This is a genomic window from Serratia sp. LACPHL-BACT-2024-00286, from assembly GCF_043109535.1.
Lineage (GTDB): Bacteria > Pseudomonadota > Gammaproteobacteria > Enterobacterales > Enterobacteriaceae > Serratia > Serratia sarumanii.
In genome coordinates, this window is record NZ_JBICNA010000001.1 from 1,081,225 (window position 1) to 1,097,921 (window position 16,697).

The following is a 16,697-nucleotide window of genomic DNA, read 5'->3' on the forward strand; positions in this document are numbered from 1 at the left end:
AAAAAGGCAAGCGCCATAAGGGAGATAATGACAGGATCGCCGGTTTTGGCCCTATTCCGGCGATTTAGTCTCGGACTTGCTGTTAATCAGCCAGACGCCGAACAGAATAAACAGCGTGCCCAGCGTTTTCAGCAGCGTAGCGGACTCGTTGAACCACGGCAGGATCACCGCCGCCAGATAGACCAGCGCGTAACTGACGCTCAACAGAGGATAAGCGCGGTTTAACGGCAGGTGGCGCAGCGCAAAGAACCAACACAGCATCGACAGCGCATAACCGCAGATGCCGCCGCCCACCGCCAGCAGCGGCAGCCAGTAGCCGCCGATCAGCGCCAGCGAGACGTCGGCGAACGACATCAGCGGGATTTGCACCATGCCCCACTTCATCAGCAACTGCGCCAACGTCACCAGCAACACGCTGGCGGCGCCCCAGGCATAGCCCCTCATGAATGCACGCTCATCAGCAGGATCCCCAACATAATCGACGCTACGCCGCACCAGTGGCGGGCGGTCGTCGGCTCATGAAACAGCCAGCGCGCCGTCAGCGTCACCATCACGAAGTTCAGGCTGAGCATCGGGTAAGCCAGGCTGAGCGGCAGGCGTTGCAGCACATTGAGCCACACCGCCATGCCCAGCCCCAGCAGCAGCACCGCCAGCGCCAACCAGCGCAGCGTCAGCTTCAGCCGCGCCTCGTCCCCCCGTTCCCAACAGTGCGCCGCCTGTTTCTGGCACAGCTGCCCACCACAGGTGAGCAGGCTGACCACAATCACCAACAGAAAACCCATCATGGTTGCTGTTTATACCACATCAGCACCAGGCGGTTCATGCGATCCACCTTGTCTGCGGCGGGCAGTTCCTGCGGCAGCGCTTCGCCACGGGACAGCTGCAGCACCAGCGACACGTTCCCCTGCTTGCGCGCCTGCGCCAGCCACTGCGGGAAGTCGGCATCGCTGATCAGGTGCCCCTTGGCGTCCGGGTACTCCAGACCATAGGCCACCTCGCCTTTCTGGCTGTACATCAGCACGTCGCTACGCTTCAGCTCCCAGGCCAGGCCGGCTGCCAGCCCGACGCTGTCGCTCAACACATAGCGGCTGTCGCTCAGTTCGGCCATCGTGGCGCGGGCAAAGTTTTGCGGCAGTTTGGAATCGGTCACCTGTTGCGGGATGGCGTAACCGATCACCAGGCACAGCAGCACCGGGCAAGCCGCCGCCCAGCGCCATTGGCGGCCGTTGTCGCGTACGGAAACCAGCGCGAACAGCAGCCAGCCGCCGAAAGCGATCAGGCCGAGCACCAGTTTCGGCCACTCCTGCGGAGTAAACAGATGTGCCTTCGGCAGCAGACCGGCGCTCAACACCACCAGCGCCACGATGCCGATCAGGCCGAACAGGCCGTTCAGCCAGGCGTTGGCCTTGAACAGCCTGGCGCGCAGCGTGGCGGCGTAGTCTTCCGCATAGGCGGTCATCAGCAGCGCCAGCGGGGCCATGCACGGCAGAATGTAGGTCGGCAGCTTGCCTTTGGCGATGCTGAAGAAGATCAGCGGCATCAGCACCCAGCTCAGCAGGAAGAACAGCTCCGGACGCTGTACGCGCTCGCGCCAACCCTTGAGCAGCGCACCAGGCAGCAGCGCCAGCCACGGCAGCACCGCCGCCAGCAGGACCGGCAGGTAATACCAGAACGGCGCCTTGTGCTGGGCGTTATCTTCGGCGAAACGCTGAATATGCTCGACCCAGAAGAAGTAATTCCAGAAATCGGGTTCACGTTGCGCGATCGCCAGCGCCCACGGCAGGCTGAGCAGCGTAGCGGTCACGATCGCCACCGGGCCATAGCACAGCAGATCCTTGATGCGGCGTTGCTGAATGACGATCGGGATCACCGCGATCACCGGCACCGCCAGCGCCAGGAAGCCCTTGGTCATAAAGCCCATGCCGCAGGCCAGGCCCAGCAACGCGTAAGCGCCCAGCTTGCCTTTGACCGAGGTGGCTTTCAGCGTCAGGTAATAACTGACCATCGCCGCCGCCAGCCACAGCGAGATCATCGGATCCAGCACGCTGTAGGTGCCGATGCTGAACACCAGCACCATCGACAGGAACATCAGCGCCGCCAGGCTGGCGCGGCGCGCATTGCGCCACATCAGCATCGCCAGCGCAAACACCAGCAGCGCGGTCATGCCGGTGCTGAACACCGAGCCGAAACGCACCGCAAAGTTGTTTTCGCCAAACAGCCACTGGCTGATGTTATTGAACCAGTAACCCGCCACCGGCTTTTCGAAATAGCGCAGCCCCAGCAGGTGCGGCACGACCCAATCGCCGCGCTGCAGCATTTCACGGCTGATCTCGGCATAACGCGTCTCATCCGGCTGCCACAGCAGGCGGCCGTTAAGCGGGATCAGGTAAACCAGAGCAAAAAAAACGGCCAGCACAATGGCCCAGGATCCTTTTAGCGCCTTCATGTAACGTCCTTCACATCGGTTTGACAGCCCAGCCAACCTTCGCGGCCGGGGAAAGGAGCGCGCTTGATGCGGCCCAACGGCAGTGACGCCAAATCTTGCGGTAACAGCGCGCTCAGCGGACAGAATTCGATGCCCTGCAGCTGTGCGCGTTGCAATAACTGTTCGAACATCGCCGCCTGCGACATGCCTTCCACTTCGGTGTGAATGGTGTACACCGGCACGCCGCGATCGTTCTCGATGGCGCGCAGAATATAGTCGTTGAAGTCGGCCATGCTGACTTCGCTGCCAATCACTTCATCGAAGGTCGGCAGCGTCACCGGGATCTGCACCGTACCGTGGCGCCCGTCGCTCAGCACCGGACGGAACGGATGGGTGCCGCGGCAATCGCTGTTGTAATGGAAGCCGAAGCGTTGTTTGACCTCCAGCACGCGCGTATCGGCGCGCCAGCCCGCCACGGCGGAGCATTTCACCGGCTGGCCGGTGCTGGCGCTCAGGGCGTCGACGCCCAGCTGTACCTGTTCGGTCAGCTGCGCCTCGCTCCACTTGCCGACCCTGGCCTGCCACCCCTGGTGATCCCAGGCGTGCAGCCCGACCTCATGGCCGGCTTCGGCGGTGCGCTTCATCAGCGGCCCCAGCGCGCGTGAAATGTTGCGCCCCGGCCAGGCGGTGCCGGCCAGCAGAATGTCCAGACCGTACAGCGAGGCGGCGTTCGAACGCAGCATTTTCCACAAAAATTTCGGACGCAAAAGGCGCCAAAGATGGCGCCCCATGTTGTCCGGTCCCACGCTGAAGAAGAAGCTGGCCTGAATGTCGTACTTTTCGAACAGATCCAGCAACTGCGGCACCCCTTCACGGGTGCCGCTGAAGGTATCTACATCAACCCGCAGACCGACTTTCTTCATGCACCGTTCCCTTCCTGAACGGTAGTGCGCAGGAAGTAGTCCAGCGTATCGGCGATGGTTTGCTTCATCTCGATGTTCGGCTGCCAGCCCAGCAGGCGGTGAGCATTTTTGATGCTCGGCGTGCGGTGCTCGACGTCCTGGTAACCTTTACCGTAATAGCTGCTGCTCTCCACGTCCTTGAAGCCGGCAAACGGCGGGAAGCGGTCGCGCAACGGGTGGTTGTTGAAGCTTTCCAGCAGCATTTCCGCCAGCTCGCGAATGCTCGCTTCGTTGGTCGGGTTGCCGATGTTGACGATCTGGCCGTCACACAGGCCGTCGCGGTTCTCGATGATGCGGAACAGCGCTTCGATGCCGTCGTTGATGTCGGTGAAGCAACGTTTCTGCGCGCCGCCGTCCATCAGTTTGATCGGCGAACCTTCCACCAGGTTGAGGATCAGCTGGGTGATGGCGCGGGAAGAACCGATGCGCGCCGCGTCCAGGTTATCCAGGCGCGGCCCCATCCAGTTGAACGGACGGAACAGCGTGAACTTCAGACCTTCTTTGGCGCCGTAAGCCCAGATCACCCGATCCAGCAGCTGTTTGGAGACCGAGTAGATCCAGCGCTGCTTGTTGATCGGCCCAACGATCAGGCGCGAATGGTCTTCGTCGAACTCTTTGTCGTCGCACATGCCGTACACTTCAGAGGTGGACGGGAAGATGATGCGCTTGTTGTATTTCACGCAGTCGCGAACGATCTTCAGGTTCTCTTCGAAGTCCAGCTCGAACACGCGCAGCGGGTTACGGGTGTATTCGATCGGCGTCGCGATCGCCACCAGCGGCAGCACCACGTCGCATTTCTTGATGTGATACTCGATCCACTCGGAGTGGATGCTGATGTCGCCTTCCACGAAGTGGAAGCGCGGGTTGTCGAGGAAGCGGCTGATGGCGTCAGAGCCGATATCCAGACCGTAGATGTCGTAGCGATCGTCGCGCAGCAGGCGCTCGGTCAGGTGGTTGCCGATGAAGCCGTTGACCCCGAGGATCAGTACGCGGGTGCGGCGTTTCATCGCGGCGTTCGGCTTGGCGGCCAGACGCACGTCGGTGACGATGCCCATTTCCTGCGCCAGGCGGCTGCCCTGCACGTACAGACCGCTGTCGTTTTGACCGGCGACGATCTCCAGCGCGCCTTCGCCACAGGCGATGACCAGCGGCGAGGTGCTCAGCACGGTGCCCGGCTGCTTATCGTGTTGGGTATCCAGCACGCGAGAGCGCCAGACGATCAGCTGGCGCTGGCCGAGGTAGCTGAACGCCCCCGGGTACGGCTCGGTGACGGCGCGCACCAGGTTGTTGATCTCTTGGGCGGATTTGTGCCACAGGATCTCGCCGTCCGCCGCGCTGCGGCGGCCGAAGTAGCTGGCCTGGGACTCATCCTGCTTGGTGAAGGTGGCGGTGCCGTTCTTCAGCTTCGGCAGTTGCTCTTTCAACACGATCTGCGCGGCTTCCAGCACTTTTTTGTGCAGCGTCAGCGCGGTATCGCTGTCGGCGATGGCCACTTTTTGCTGCCCGACGATGTCGCCGGCGTCCGGGCGTTTCACCATCTTGTGCAGCGTGGCGCCGGTTTCGGTTTCGCCGTTCACCAGCGCCCAGTTCACCGGCGCACGGCCACGGTAACGCGGCAGCAGCGAACCGTGCAGATTGAAACCGCCCTGCGGTGCCAGCGACAGGATCTCGTCGCTCAGCATGTGGCGGTAATAGAACGAGAAGATCACGTCCGGCTGCAGTGCGCGAATGCGGTCAACCCACAGCGGATGGTTTACGTCCTCTGGCGCATAGACCGGCAGATCCAATTCGGCGCCCAAACGGGCCACGGAGGAGAAGAAGTTGTTCTCGCCAGGGTCGTCGGTGTGCGTGAACACGGCCTGCACGTCATAACCCGCCTCAGTCAGCGCTTTCAGACCGGCGCAGCCAATATCATGGTAAGCAAATACAATAGCTTTCATCATTCTTCTTCCTGAGTATTGTGGCCCTGCTGTGCACCGACCACTTTCTGAACAAAATAGCGAGGACGCGCGCGCACGTCGGTATAGATGCGGCCGATGTATTCACCCAGCAGCCCCATGCCGACAAACTGGGCGCCGATAAAGGTGAACAGGACGGCAAAAAGGGTGAACACGCCGCCGGCGGCCCATTCAGGGCCGAGCAGCAGACGCAGCGCTATCAGCACCAGCGCCAGCACAAACCCGGACAGCGCCACGATGCTGCCGACCACGCTGAGCAAACGCAGCGGCGTGGTGGTCAGGCAGGTGATCAAGTCATACATCAGGTTGATCAGCTTCATCAGGCTGTACTTGGAGTCACCAAACTCGCGTTCGGCGTGACGCACGTCGATCTCGGTCGTGCGGCGGGCGAAGGTATTCGCCAGGATCGGGATAAAGGTGCTGCGCTCATGGCAGTGCAGCATCGCCTCAACGATATGACGACGGTAGGCGCGCAGCATGCAGCCGTAGTCCCCCATCGACTTGCCGGTGGCGCGTTGAATCATCATGTTGATTACGCGCGAGGCGCTTTTGCGGAACCAGGAGTCCTGACGGTTGGCGCGCACGGTGCCCACCACGTCATAGCCCTCTTCCGCCACGCTGACCAGCCGTGGGATCTCCTCCGGCGGGTTCTGCAGATCGGCGTCCAGCGTAATCACCAGATCGCCGGTCACCTGATTGAAACCGGCCATAATGGCCGAGTGCTGGCCATAGTTGCGGTTCAGCAAGACGGCGATCACGTGGCTATCCGGCTTTTCCGCCGCCGCAGTCAGCATGTCAGCGGAGTTGTCGCTGCTGCCATCGTCGACGAGGATGATTTCATAAGGTTGAGATAACTGCTTACAGGCGGCAGTAGTCCGCTCCAGCAACGCCGGCAGGCTTTCCTGCTCGTTGTATACCGGGATGACTACCGAGACTTTTTTAATCGGTTCAACGCGAGGCACGTAAAGACTCCACAACAGAAGACAAGGCATTGACCACGCGATCCACGTCGGCGTCGGTCATATCAGGGAATAGCGGTAAGGTGCACAGCCGCGCCGAGTTCCATTCGGTATTCGGCAAAGAAAGCTGCGGATAACGCTCACGGTAGAATTTCTGAGTATGCGCGGCGCGGAAATGCAGCCCGGTGCCGACGCCAACCTCTTTCAGGCGCTCCATCAGCTGGTCGCGATCGATGCCGCAACGCGCGGGATCGACGCGGACCATAAACAGGTGCCAGGCGTGGTCATGCGGATAATCCGGCACGCCCAACGGTTGGAACGGCGAGCCTTCCAGCGCGCTCAGGTAGCGCTGTGCCAGCGCCTTACGGCACGCGTTCAGCTCAGCAAAGCGCGACAGTTGCACCACGGCGATCGCCGCATGAATGTCGGACAGGTTGTATTTGTAACCCGGCTCCACCACTTCGGCCTGCGGTTTGCGGCCAAGCTGCTGGCGATCGAAGGCATCGACGGCCAGACCGTGGAACTTCAGGCAACGCAGGCGATCCGCCAGCGCATCGTCGTCGGTGGCGATCAGGCCGCCTTCGGCGCAGGTCACGTTTTTAATCGCGTGGAAAGAGAAAATCGCCGTGCCGCGTGCGCCGACCCATTCGCCGTTGTAGCGCGTGCCGACCGCGTGGGCGGCGTCTTCGATCAGCGGCAAGCGATGGCGTGCGGCTACGGCGCGCAGCGCATCCATTTGCAGGGGAGCACCGGCGTAATGCACCGGAACAATCGCTTTGGTGTTCGGGGTGATGGCAGCCTCGACATCGGCGGCGCTGACCATCAACGTATCACGGTCAACGTCGATCATCACCGGCGTGGCGCCCAGCAACTCGATCATGTTGAGGGTGGAGACCCAGGTTTGCGAAGGGGTGATGACTTCGTCGCCGGGGCCGATACCCAGCGCCATCAGCGTGATGTGCATGCCCGCCGTGGCGGAACTGACGGCGATGGCGTGCTTACAGCCGAAAGTGGAGCAGAAGTCACTTTCCAGTTGCTGGTTTTGCGGCCCGGTGGTGATCCAACCGGAACGCAACACTTTCTCTACCGCGGCGATTTCTTCATCGCCGATGGCCGGACGAGAGAAAGGCAAAAATTGATCCATAGTTAACCCCAAACGTATCGAGCTGCTTTGATGACACTGTAAATCCCTTTCGTTTAACGAATATTAAACGCCAGAGAAGAATCGTTTCCGTGGATTAACTGACAATGTAAGGCCGCAAGCTTAACTAAACCTTAAGACGAGACGTGTCATCAGTGGGAGAACTGATGGATAGGTGCCGTCATCATTAATTTAAATTTACTATGAAAATCAATTTACTATATATATTAATAATTATTTACTTATTTTATTTTTGCCGAATCAAGCCTAGCACGTCATTGACGTTTTTCAATAAAACCCACGATAAAATGAGCGGTGGAACAATAATAGCCGATGATTACCCGGCTATTTATATTCACTACGTTTAGTTTTCGTTTACATTTATGCTGCCGGGACGAATTAAGCCGTGCGCGTCATGATCCAACGCTGGTTCCCCACCCATTGCAGGTGAAAATCCACTTCATAGATCTGCGACAACAGGTCGGGCGCCATCACCTCACGAGTGATGCCCTGCGCCACCAGCTGCCCAGCGTGCAGCAACCAAACCCGATCGGCCTGCTGCAGGGTATGATTCAGATCGTGCGCGCACACCAGCGCGCTGCGCCCACTTTGGCAGAATTCGCGCAGCAGGCGATCCAGCGCGACCTTTTGCGCCACATCCAGGCTATTGGTCGGTTCATCCAGCAACAACAATCGGCTGTGCGGATTGACGCTGGGCCACACCTGCAGCAACACCGCCGCCAGCCGCACCCGCTGCCATTCGCCACCGGAAAGCTGCGTCAACGTGCGTGACAGCTTATCCACCAGCTTCAACCGCTGGCATAGATAGAGAATGGCGTGCTCCACTTCGGTTTGCGCCGCGCCGGCAGGCCGGTGCAACGCCAAATACTGAAACACCGGCATCAGCGACACCGGCGGCTGTTGCTGGCTGAGATAGCCGCGTCGGCGCGCCAGCTCGCTCCCCGGATAATCGGCCAACGCGCGTCCGTCCAGGCAGATTTCGCCCAGCCCCGGCAGCATGCCCGCCACCCGCGCCAACAGGGTGCTCTTCCCTGCGCCATTGGGGCCGATCAGGTGAACCTGCAACCCGCCGTCAATCTGTGCCGAAAAAGGCGCCAGGCGCCCCGCCACCCCAACCTCAACGAGTTGCAGCATCTGTCTTATCCTGCCAGCGCTTGTTTCACCGCCGCCACCAGCGCCGGATCTTCCGGCGTAGTGTCAGGCGAGAAGCGCTGGATCACCGTGCCGTCGCGCGCGATCAGGAATTTCTCGAAGTTCCACAGAATATCGCCGGGGTGCTTCGGCGCACGCCCTTTGCTGGTCATCCGCGCCAGAAACTCGCTGCCCTGCGGTGCGACAGCCTCCGGCTGTGCGGCAATCAGCGCCTGGTACAGCGGATGACGGCGTTCGCCGTTCACCTCAATCTTGGCGAACATCGGGAATTGCACGCCGAAGGTGCCACGGCAAAACGCCAGGATCTCTTCGTTGCTGCCCGGCTCCTGGCCCAGGAATTCATTGGACGGGAACCCGAGGACTTCCAGCCCTTGATCGCGGTAGGCTTCGTACAGCGCTTCCAGCCCTTCGTACTGTTTGGTCAGGCCGCACTCCGAGGCCACGTTGACCACCAGCAACACCTTACCCCGGTAGGCGCCCAGCGTGGTCGGCTGATTTTCAATGGTTTGTAACGGCAGGTTGTCGATTGGCTTGCTCATCGGTTGTCATCCTTTGGTTTTGTAATGGCAGGTGAATGAAGAGAACTACCTTACGCCTTTTGCCCGGGTCAGTAACCAGATAAATAGCGGCGCCCCCAGCGTGGCGGTCACCACGCCGATCGGCAGCTCGGCCGCCAGCAGCGCAATGCGGGCAACCACATCGGCCACCAGCAACACCCCGGCCCCGGCCAGCGCGCAGGCCGGCAACAGATAGCGTTGGTCGGTCAGGCCGATAAGCCGCAAGATATGCGGGATCACCAGCCCAACGAAGCCAATCACCCCGGCGAGCGCCACGCTGACGCCGACCAGCCAGCCGATCGCCAGCACCAGCAGGTTACGCCACAGATGCAGCGACAGCCCTAGTTGCCGCGCCTGTACCTCGCCCAGCGCCATCAGGTTGAGCGCTTTGCCCTGGCCACACAACCACAGCAGCACCGGCAGCAGCGCCAGCACCAGCCACTTTTGGCGCCAGTCGACCCCGCCGAAACCGCCCATCATCCAGTACATCAGCTGCCGCAGATCGAGGCTGGTGCTGAAATAGACCGCCCAGGTCATCAGCGCGCTGCACACGATGCCCAGCGCTACGCCGACCAGCAACAGCCGCGCATTGGTCAGACGTCGGCGGCGAGCGAAGCCCAGCAACAGGAAGGTCATCGCCAGCGCACCGGCTATCGCGGCGGCGCTCATCAGCGCCACCGGCAACAACCCCTGCCCCAACAACACCGTCAGCACCAGCGCTACGCCGGCGCCGTTAGCGACGCCCAGCAGACCGGGCTCCGCCAGCGGGTTTTCAAACAGCGCCTGCATTACCGCGCCCGCCACCGCCAGGGCGGCACCGACCAGCATCACCGCCAGCGCGCGCGGCAAACGCAGTTGCCAGACGAACAGTTGCGCCCGATCGCTGAACCACTCTGACGGCCATATCCATTGGTCGCCGGCGCAAAGGCTGAACAGCAACGCCACCGCCACGCCCAGCGCCAACAGACCGATCTGGCGTTTATCGCGGTAGCGTTGATGTTGCAACAATAAGGTGAAGGTACGGCTGGTTGGCATGGCGCGGCGGTTCCCTGCCGGCCGCTGTCGTGGCCGGATAATTGACGTTTGAGTCGAATATTAGGGGGTTAACGCCGCAAGGGGAAGCCTTGCGTGGATGATGGCGCAGGAAAGCAGCGGCTGGCCTTGCCCGTCATCGCAACGATGATGGCAAAACCAGCCGCCGATAAACTCAGGGTTAACGATGCGGGCCGGCGTTGCCCGGTGGATAAGGCTGGCCGCGGCCGTCATCGCGGCGGTCGGAGGCACCGCGATCGTCATGATTGCGCTCGTGGTCGCGATTATCGCGATCGCCGCGGAACGGATTGCCGCTGCGTGCCGGCTCACGGTGATCGTAGCCACGCGGCGGCGATGGCTGCCAGCGGCCGCCGTCCCAGTACATGCCGCGCGCATTGCGCTCACCCAGACCGCGGCCCTGATGCGCATGCCACCACTGCGGTGGACGCCAGTCGTAACCATCCCAGTAGTAGCCGCGACGGTCCTGATCCCCCAGATGCAGAGAAACGCCCGGCACATTGATATCGACAGAGACATCGGCCTGCGCCGCCAGCGGCAGCAACAGCGGGAAACACATCAGCAACAGGATCTTTTTCATTTTACCTTCTCACTCTATTTTTCTTGCTGCAGTGGTTATATCAGCGCGTTTATTTAACCACTATCTCACCGATGCCTATTTTCAGATTGTTTTCGACGGCCTTACACAATCCCTACACTGTTTGCCCTCGCCTTTAATTATCATAACCGCTGACAAGGCTTAACGAATAACTGACGGCTCTCAAGCGGCGTGGCAATTATAATTAAGCGAATTTCCATCGGAGGAGAATAAGATGATTAAACGTATAGGCAGCCTGCTGGCCGTTGTGGCCCTGACAGCAAGCCTCAGCGCCTGCTGCTGGGGCCCGCACTGGGGCGGCGGCCACCGTGGCGATGGCCCTGGCCATTATCACGGCCGTTATTGAAGCGAAAACAATGCCACTCACCAAATAAGAGTTAAGAATATTCCGAAATCGAGCTTAAATAAACTTTCGCCGTAGCGTTTGAACGCAGGATTTTAATTCTTACATTGCCCATTAGGAATAAACTGAATTTTATGCCAAAAAAGAAAAAGGCCGCGCAAGCGGCCTTTTTTGATATCACACGTCACTCACCCTTTCGGGCTGGCGTTTTCTACCCGGCTTTTCAGCTTCTGCCCCGGACGGAAGGTCACCACGCGGCGCGCCGTAATCGGAATGTCTTCGCCGGTCTTCGGGTTACGCCCCGGACGTTGGTTCTTGTCACGCAGATCAAAGTTGCCAAAACCCGACAGTTTTACCTGTTCGCCATTCTCAAGGGCCCGACGGACCTCTTCAAAGAACAGTTCCACCAGGTCTTTGGCGTCCCGTTTGCTAAGCCCAAGCTTCTCAAACAGGTGTTCTGACATTTCAGCTTTAGTAAGCGCCATAGGTTCAATCCCTCAAGGATGCTTGGAATCGCTGTTTTAGAGCCTCTACGCATTTTGCAACGGTAGCGGCTATCTCCTCTTCTTCCAGTGTACGAGCGGTATCCTGCAATACCAGACTGATAGCCAGGCTCTTGTCACCTTCTGCCACGCCCTTGCCACGGTACACGTCAAACAAGTTTACGCCAACTACCTGATTTGCGCCAACTTTCTTACACTCGGCCAAAATATCTTCTGCGGGGACGTTTTCAGCCACCACAACGGCGATATCACGGCGGTTTGCCGGGAAGCGCGAAATCTCCCGCGCCTGAGGCACGGCGCGGCTCGCAAGCTTGTTCCACTCCAGTTCAAACACCACGGTGCGGCCGTTAAGATCCAGTTTACGTTCAAGTTCCGGGTGAATCACACCGATGAAACCTACGCGTTCGCCGTGCAAATAAATCGCCGCACTCTGCCCTGGATGCAGGGCCGGATTGGCTTCCGCCCGGAACTGAATTTCGGATAATTTACCGGTCAGTTCGAGGACAGACTCCAGATCCCCTTTTAAATCATAGAAGTCGACGGGCTTGCGCGCCAGATCCCAATGCTCATCGTGCGTATGGCCGGCGATCACGCCTGCCAGCATGACGTCCTGGCGAATACCCAGATCTGCCGCACTATCAGGCACAAAGCGCAGGCCGCTTTCGAACAGGCGCAGACGCGTCTGCTGACGGTTCTGGTTATACACCACCGCGGACAGCAAACCGGTCCACAGCGACAGGCGCATCGCCGACATTTCGACCGAAATCGGGCTCGGCAGGATCAGCGCTTCTTCATTCGGGTGCAGCAGCGCCTGCACTTTCGGATCGACGAAGCTGTAGGTGATCGCTTCCTGGTAGCCGTGATCGACCAGCATGGTCTTCACGCGCTTGAGTGTCAGATCGGCTTCGCGATGCTGGGTCATCACCAGATCGGCGCGCACCGGCACATCCGGGATGTTGTCGTAGCCGTAAACGCGCGCCACTTCTTCCACCAGATCCTCTTCGATTTCCATATCGAAACGCCAGCTCGGCGCGACCGCTTGCCAGCTGTCGCCCTGCTCGGTCACCTGGCAGCCCAGGCGGCGCAGAATGTCGCTGACCTGCTCGCTCGGCACCACGTGGCCGATCAGACGATCCAGCTTCTCGCGGCGCAGCGTGATGGTGGCGCGCTTCGGCAGTTCGTTTTCGTGGGTTACGTCGATAACCGGGCCGGCCTGGCCGCCGCAGATGTCGAGCAGCAGGCGCGTGGCGCGCTCCATCGCTTTGTACTGCAGCGCCGGATCGACGCCGCGCTCATAGCGGTGAGACGCATCGGTGTGCAGGCCGTGACGGCGTGCGCGGCCGGTGATCGACAGCGGGCTGAAGAAGGCGCACTCCAGCAGCACGTCCTGAGTTTCCCCGTTGACGCCGGAATGCTCGCCGCCGAAGATGCCGCCCATCGCCAACGCTTTTTGATGATCGGCGATCACTAAGGTGTCGGCGCTCAGTTTGGCTTCGTTGCCGTCCAGCAGCGTCAGGGTTTCCCCTTCTTCCGCCATGCGCACCACGATGCCGCCGTCGATGCGGCCCAGATCGAAAGCGTGCATCGGCTGGCCAAGCTCCAGCAGCACATAGTTGGTGACGTCTACCACGGCATCGATAGAACGGATGCCGCAACGACGCAGTTTTTCACGCATCCACAGCGGGCTTGGCGCCTTGACGTCGATACCTTTCACCACGCGCCCCAGATAGCGTGGGCACGCCTGCGGCGCGTCAACGCGGATCGGCAGCGTGGCGTCGATGGTGGCGGCCACCGGGCTCATGTCCGGCTCGGTCAGCGCAACCTGGTTCAGTACGCCCACGTCGCGCGCGACGCCGATGATGCCCAGGCAGTCGGCGCGGTTCGGCGTGACGCTGATCTCGATGGTGTTGTCGTTCAGTTTCAGATAGTCGCGGATGTCGGTGCCGATCGGCGCATCCAGCGGCAGCTCGATGATGCCGTCATGATCGTCGGAAATGCCCAGCTCGGAGAACGAGCACAGCATACCTTCCGAAGGTTCGCCGCGCAGCTTGGCGGCCTTGATTTTGAAGTCGCCCGGCAGCACCGCGCCCACGGTGGCGACCGCCACTTTCAGGCCGGTACGGCAGTTTGGCGCGCCGCAGACGATGTCGAGCAGGCGATCGCCGCCTACGTTAACCTTGGTGACGCGCAGTTTGTCGGCGTTCGGATGTTGACCGCACTCGACCACCTCGCCCACGACGACACCGTTAAACGCGCCGGCAACCGGATCCACGCCGTCCACTTCCAGGCCGGCCATGGTGATTTGATCGGATAATGCTTCGCTGCTGATGGCCGGGTTTACCCACTCGCGCAACCAGAGTTCACTGAATTTCATGTGATATTCCCGCCTTACTTAAACTGTTTGAGGAAACGCAGATCGTTTTCGAAGAATGCGCGCAGGTCGGTGACGCCGTAACGCAGCATCGTCAGGCGCTCCATGCCCATACCGAAGGCGAAGCCGGAGTAAACTTCCGGATCGATGCCCACGTTGCGCAGCACGTTCGGATGCACCATGCCGCAGCCCAGCACTTCCAGCCATTTGCCGTTCTTGCCCATCACGTCCACTTCAGCGGACGGCTCGGTGAACGGGAAGTAGGACGGACGGAAACGAACCTGCAGGTCTTCTTCAAAGAAGTTGTTCAGGAAATCGTGCAGCGTGCCCTTCAGATTGGTGAAACTGATGTCTTTATCGACGATCAGCCCTTCCATCTGATGGAACATCGGGGTGTGCGTCTGATCGTAGTCGTTACGATAAACGCGGCCCGGCGCAATGATGCGGATCGGCGGCTGCTGGTTCTTCATGGTGCGGATCTGCACGCCGGAAGTCTGGGTGCGCAGCAGGCGCGTGGCGTCGAACCAGAAAGTATCGTGGTCGGCGCGCGCCGGGTGATGCCCTGGAATGTTCAGCGCGTCGAAGTTGTGGTAATCGTCTTCAATCTCCGGGCCGGTGGCAACGGAGAAGCCCAGCTCGCCGAAGAAGGTTTCGATACGGTCGATGGTGCGGGTCACCGGATGCAGACCGCCGTTTTCCATGCGACGGCCCGGCAGGGAGACGTCGATGGTTTCAGCCGCCAGGCGCGCGTTCAGCGCAGCGCTTTCCAGCGCGTTCTTACGCGCGTTCAGGGCGTCTTGCACCTCCTGCTTGGCCAGGTTGATCACCGCGCCGGCCGCCGGACGATCTTCCGCCGGGACGTCGCGCAGAGACTGCATCTGCAAGGTGAAATGACCTTTCTTGCCAAAATATTCGACGCGCACCAAATCTAACGCGGCAACATCCTGGGCATCTTCTACGGCTGCCTTGGCATTGGCAACCAGCTCTGCGAGATGTGGCATTGCTTTCCTCTTCCTCTGGCCGGGATGGCCCTAAGTAATTGTTATCTATATTCGAACACGCCTTTGAGCAATCTTCAAAGACTTTTCAATGCGTTGCCGGCCGGGCGGCTCACCTGAGCTGAACGCCAGCCGTACTCACCGCAACGCGTTGCAAGGCGGGACGATGGCCAAAAACAAAAAAGCCTCCACGAGGGAGGCTTAGGCGCTACTTTTCGTTTCTTTTCTTACGCGCAAAGCCTCCTGAAATCAGGCGCTAAAGTAAAAAAAGAAACGAAAAATAGCTGCGTGCATGATTGCGGTACCTTGTCGATGATTGCCCACCAGTGATATAGCTGCGGACAATGAAAGTCAATATTTGTCGCTGAAAACAAAGATTAAAAGAGGGAGCAAGCTCCCTCTTCTACTGACTTACGCCAGAGCTGCTTTCGCTTTCTCAACCAGTGCGCCGAAGGCCACTTTGTCGAAGACTGCGATGTCAGCCAGGATCTTACGGTCAATTTCGATCGACGCTTTTTTCAAGCCGTTGATGAACTTGCTGTAAGACAGACCGTTCTGACGAGCAGCTGCGTTGATACGTGCAATCCACAGCTGACGGAACTGACGCTTACGTTGACGACGGTCACGGTAAGCATACTGGCCTGCTTTGATTACTGCCTGGAAGGCAACACGATATACGCGCGAACGGGCACCGTAGTAACCTTTCGCCTGCTTCATAATTTTCTTGTGACGTGCGCGTGCAATTACACCACGTTTTACGCGAGCCATATGCTCTCTCCTAAAGTCTTATTCTAAATTCAAAAAAAATGGCTTATGCGTACGGCAGGCACGCGGTAACCAGGACCAGATCGTTTTTAGACACCATGCCTTTCGGACGCAGGTGACGTTTACGCTTGGTTGCTTTTTTGGTCAGAATATGACGCAGGTTGGCATGTTTACGCTTAAAACCACCGCTGCCGGTTTTTTTGAAGCGCTTGGCTGCACCACGTACAGTTTTAATCTTTGGCATTTTAATTAAATCCACTTCGCATTGTTAAACAACGAATCAGTTGGGCGAATAAAACCCACACAGCGCAAGCGCCGCGCGGGTTCCATTACTTGTAAGCCTTACTGTTTCTTCTTAGGAGCGAGCACCATAATCATCTGGCGGCCTTCGATCTTCGTAGGGAAGGATTCGACCACTGCCAGATCCATATCTTCACACAGGTCTTTACGGACGCGGTTAAGCACTTCCATACCGATCTGCTGGTGCGCCATCTCACGCCCGCGGAAACGCAGGGTGATTTTGGCTTTATCGCCATCTTCCAGAAAGCGAATCAGGTTGCGTAGTTTGACCTGATAGTCGCCATCATCGGTGCCAGGACGGAATTTGATTTCCTTGACCTGAATAACTTTTTGCTTCTTCTTCTGTTCTTTCGTCGACTTGCTCTTCTCGTAGAGGAATTTGCCGTAATCCATGATTCGGCAAACTGGCGGTTCGGCATTTGGGCTGATTTCTACTAAATCAACGCCCGCTTCCTCAGCTTTTTCAAGAGCTTCATTCAGACTGACAATACCAATCTGCTCGCCATCGACGCCGGTTAGGCGAACTTCTTGCGCGCGAATTTCTCTGTTAATGCGATTAGGACGCGCCGGTTGAACTCGTTTTCCGCCTTTAAT

Annotated in this window: 19 protein-coding genes and 1 other annotated feature; of the genes, 1 reads left to right on the forward strand and 18 read right to left on the reverse strand. The window is 59.2% G+C overall.

Translation table 11 applies throughout. The features are described 5' to 3' along the window. Positions 1–51: 51 nt before the first annotated feature. The 11 genes from arnF to ACF8MC_RS05135 form a co-directional block, all read right to left on the reverse strand. Entirely contained in the window at positions 52–444 is a 393-nt protein-coding gene (gene arnF, locus ACF8MC_RS05085; protein WP_033638346.1) for a 4-amino-4-deoxy-L-arabinose-phosphoundecaprenol flippase subunit ArnF, read from the reverse strand. Then, positions 441–785: a 4-amino-4-deoxy-L-arabinose-phosphoundecaprenol flippase subunit ArnE gene (arnE, locus tag ACF8MC_RS05090; protein ID WP_074026490.1), complete on the reverse strand. Its 345-nt coding sequence runs from the start codon at positions 783–785 to the stop codon at positions 441–443. The genes arnF and arnE overlap by 4 nt, the downstream gene beginning before the upstream one ends. Further along, positions 782–2,446 (reverse strand): lipid IV(A) 4-amino-4-deoxy-L-arabinosyltransferase, encoded by a 1,665-nt coding sequence (gene arnT, locus ACF8MC_RS05095; RefSeq protein ID WP_164105108.1) that lies wholly within the window; start codon positions 2,444–2,446, stop codon positions 782–784. The genes arnE and arnT overlap by 4 nt, the downstream gene beginning before the upstream one ends. After that, on the reverse strand, positions 2,443–3,348 hold the full coding sequence (arnD, locus tag ACF8MC_RS05100; protein ID WP_164105107.1) for a 4-deoxy-4-formamido-L-arabinose-phosphoundecaprenol deformylase: 906 nt from the start codon (positions 3,346–3,348) through the stop codon (positions 2,443–2,445). Before arnD ends, arnT begins: the two co-directional genes overlap by 4 nt. Next, complete coding sequence (gene arnA / locus ACF8MC_RS05105) at positions 3,345–5,327, reverse strand: bifunctional UDP-4-amino-4-deoxy-L-arabinose formyltransferase/UDP-glucuronic acid oxidase ArnA (protein ID WP_164105131.1); 1,983 nt, start codon at positions 5,325–5,327, stop codon at positions 3,345–3,347. Before arnA ends, arnD begins: the two co-directional genes overlap by 4 nt. Next, complete coding sequence (arnC, locus tag ACF8MC_RS05110; RefSeq protein WP_194243198.1) at positions 5,327–6,337, reverse strand: undecaprenyl-phosphate 4-deoxy-4-formamido-L-arabinose transferase; 1,011 nt, start codon at positions 6,335–6,337, stop codon at positions 5,327–5,329. Before arnC ends, arnA begins: the two co-directional genes overlap by 1 nt. Further along, complete coding sequence (gene arnB, locus ACF8MC_RS05115; protein ID WP_033653921.1) at positions 6,294–7,448, reverse strand: UDP-4-amino-4-deoxy-L-arabinose aminotransferase; 1,155 nt, start codon at positions 7,446–7,448, stop codon at positions 6,294–6,296. The genes arnC and arnB overlap by 44 nt, the downstream gene beginning before the upstream one ends. 396 nt (positions 7,449–7,844) lie before the next feature. Continuing rightward, the gene (btuD, locus tag ACF8MC_RS05120) at positions 7,845–8,600 is read right to left on the reverse strand and encodes a vitamin B12 ABC transporter ATP-binding protein BtuD (protein WP_033638333.1); all 756 of its coding nucleotides are present in this window, start codon (positions 8,598–8,600) and stop codon (positions 7,845–7,847) included. 5 nt (positions 8,601–8,605) lie between these two features. Beyond that, on the reverse strand, positions 8,606–9,157 hold the full coding sequence (locus ACF8MC_RS05125; protein ID WP_033638331.1) for a glutathione peroxidase: 552 nt from the start codon (positions 9,155–9,157) through the stop codon (positions 8,606–8,608). Positions 9,158–9,202: 45 nt separating this feature from the next. Then, positions 9,203–10,210, reverse strand: a complete 1,008-nt coding sequence (gene btuC, locus ACF8MC_RS05130) for a vitamin B12 ABC transporter permease BtuC (RefSeq protein WP_033638330.1) — start codon at positions 10,208–10,210, stop codon at positions 9,203–9,205. A gap of 178 nt (positions 10,211–10,388) precedes the next feature. After that, entirely contained in the window at positions 10,389–10,805 is a 417-nt protein-coding gene (locus tag ACF8MC_RS05135; protein WP_039566415.1) for a DUF2502 domain-containing protein, read from the reverse strand. A gap of 232 nt (positions 10,806–11,037) precedes the next feature. Here ACF8MC_RS05135 and ACF8MC_RS05140 point away from each other — a divergent pair, with 232 nt between their 5' ends. Continuing rightward, on the forward strand, positions 11,038–11,169 hold the full coding sequence (locus ACF8MC_RS05140; RefSeq protein WP_033653919.1) for a hypothetical protein: 132 nt from the start codon (positions 11,038–11,040) through the stop codon (positions 11,167–11,169). A 185-nt stretch (positions 11,170–11,354) separates the two neighbouring features. On the opposite strand, the gene ihfA is transcribed toward ACF8MC_RS05140, so the two are convergent. The 7 genes from ihfA to infC all read right to left on the reverse strand — a co-directional run bounded on the left by ihfA (position 11,355) and on the right by infC (position 16,697). Then, positions 11,355–11,651, reverse strand: a complete 297-nt coding sequence (ihfA, locus tag ACF8MC_RS05145) for an integration host factor subunit alpha (RefSeq protein ID WP_004931414.1) — start codon at positions 11,649–11,651, stop codon at positions 11,355–11,357. 4 nt (positions 11,652–11,655) lie between these two features. After that, positions 11,656–14,043, reverse strand: coding sequence for a phenylalanine--tRNA ligase subunit beta (pheT, locus tag ACF8MC_RS05150; protein WP_047567827.1), 2,388 nt, complete (start codon positions 14,041–14,043; stop codon positions 11,656–11,658). Between the two features lie 14 nt (positions 14,044–14,057). Next, the gene (gene pheS / locus ACF8MC_RS05155; protein ID WP_060387686.1) at positions 14,058–15,041 is read right to left on the reverse strand and encodes a phenylalanine--tRNA ligase subunit alpha; all 984 of its coding nucleotides are present in this window, start codon (positions 15,039–15,041) and stop codon (positions 14,058–14,060) included. Positions 15,042–15,213: 172 nt separating this feature from the next. Then, positions 15,214–15,336: a sequence feature (Phe leader region), on the reverse strand. Then, a complete protein-coding gene (pheM, locus tag ACF8MC_RS05160; protein WP_121626058.1) occupies positions 15,288–15,332 on the reverse strand; it encodes a pheST operon leader peptide PheM in 45 nt (14 codons plus the stop codon). It overlaps the preceding feature by 45 nt. A 113-nt stretch (positions 15,337–15,449) precedes the next feature. After that, positions 15,450–15,806: a 50S ribosomal protein L20 gene (rplT, locus tag ACF8MC_RS05165; protein ID WP_004931417.1), complete on the reverse strand. Its 357-nt coding sequence runs from the start codon at positions 15,804–15,806 to the stop codon at positions 15,450–15,452. A 43-nt stretch (positions 15,807–15,849) separates the two neighbouring features. Continuing rightward, on the reverse strand, positions 15,850–16,047 hold the full coding sequence (gene rpmI / locus ACF8MC_RS05170) for a 50S ribosomal protein L35 (protein ID WP_004931418.1): 198 nt from the start codon (positions 16,045–16,047) through the stop codon (positions 15,850–15,852). Between the two features lie 98 nt (positions 16,048–16,145). Continuing rightward, entirely contained in the window at positions 16,146–16,697 is a 552-nt protein-coding gene (gene infC, locus ACF8MC_RS05175; protein ID WP_048233542.1) for a translation initiation factor IF-3, read from the reverse strand.